The sequence below is a fragment of the Salinimicrobium oceani genome (genome assembly GCF_012037645.1).
In genome coordinates this window covers 1-425 of the sequence record NZ_JAAVJR010000745.1, presented here as the reverse complement: position 1 = coordinate 425, position 425 = coordinate 1, and the positions used below count along the sequence as shown (strand labels likewise).

Annotated in this window: 1 protein-coding gene; it reads right to left on the bottom strand. The window is 37.2% G+C overall.

The genetic code is table 11. The features are described 5' to 3' along the window. Positions 1-63 precede the first annotated feature (63 nt). Positions 64-425 (bottom strand): DUF5655 domain-containing protein (locus tag HC175_RS19190; RefSeq protein WP_235942690.1); only part of this gene is annotated, 362 nt, incomplete at its 5' end.

The window sequence follows — 425 nt, the reverse complement described above, 5'->3', positions numbered from 1 at the left end:
CTTTGGTCCAGGAATCTTCATTGTAATTTTCATTCATAGATATCTTCGTCTAATTTATTTTTGCTATGATTGTCGGTTTTCTAACGCATGTTTGACAAGGCTCATAATATATTCAAGATGTTTATCATCTTTCACGACCACCTCGTAATCACCATTTCCCCAATGCCCGATTTCGGAAACATCTCTCATCAGATTCTTTGGGTCGTCGAGCTGGCCCTTTTTTAAATTGATCCAAAGTTTGAGGCCTTTTCTCTGCACAGTGATATCGGCAATATTTGAATTCTTTTTGAAGGCGATATAGTCTTTGCGGTATTCAACTTCTATGTTATCAGAAAGATTTAGAATGGCCGTTTTGTAGGTTTCGTAGAGCTCAGTAATATCATCTGACTTCCTTTTCAAATGGTCTTCTTCGGTATAGACCTTTA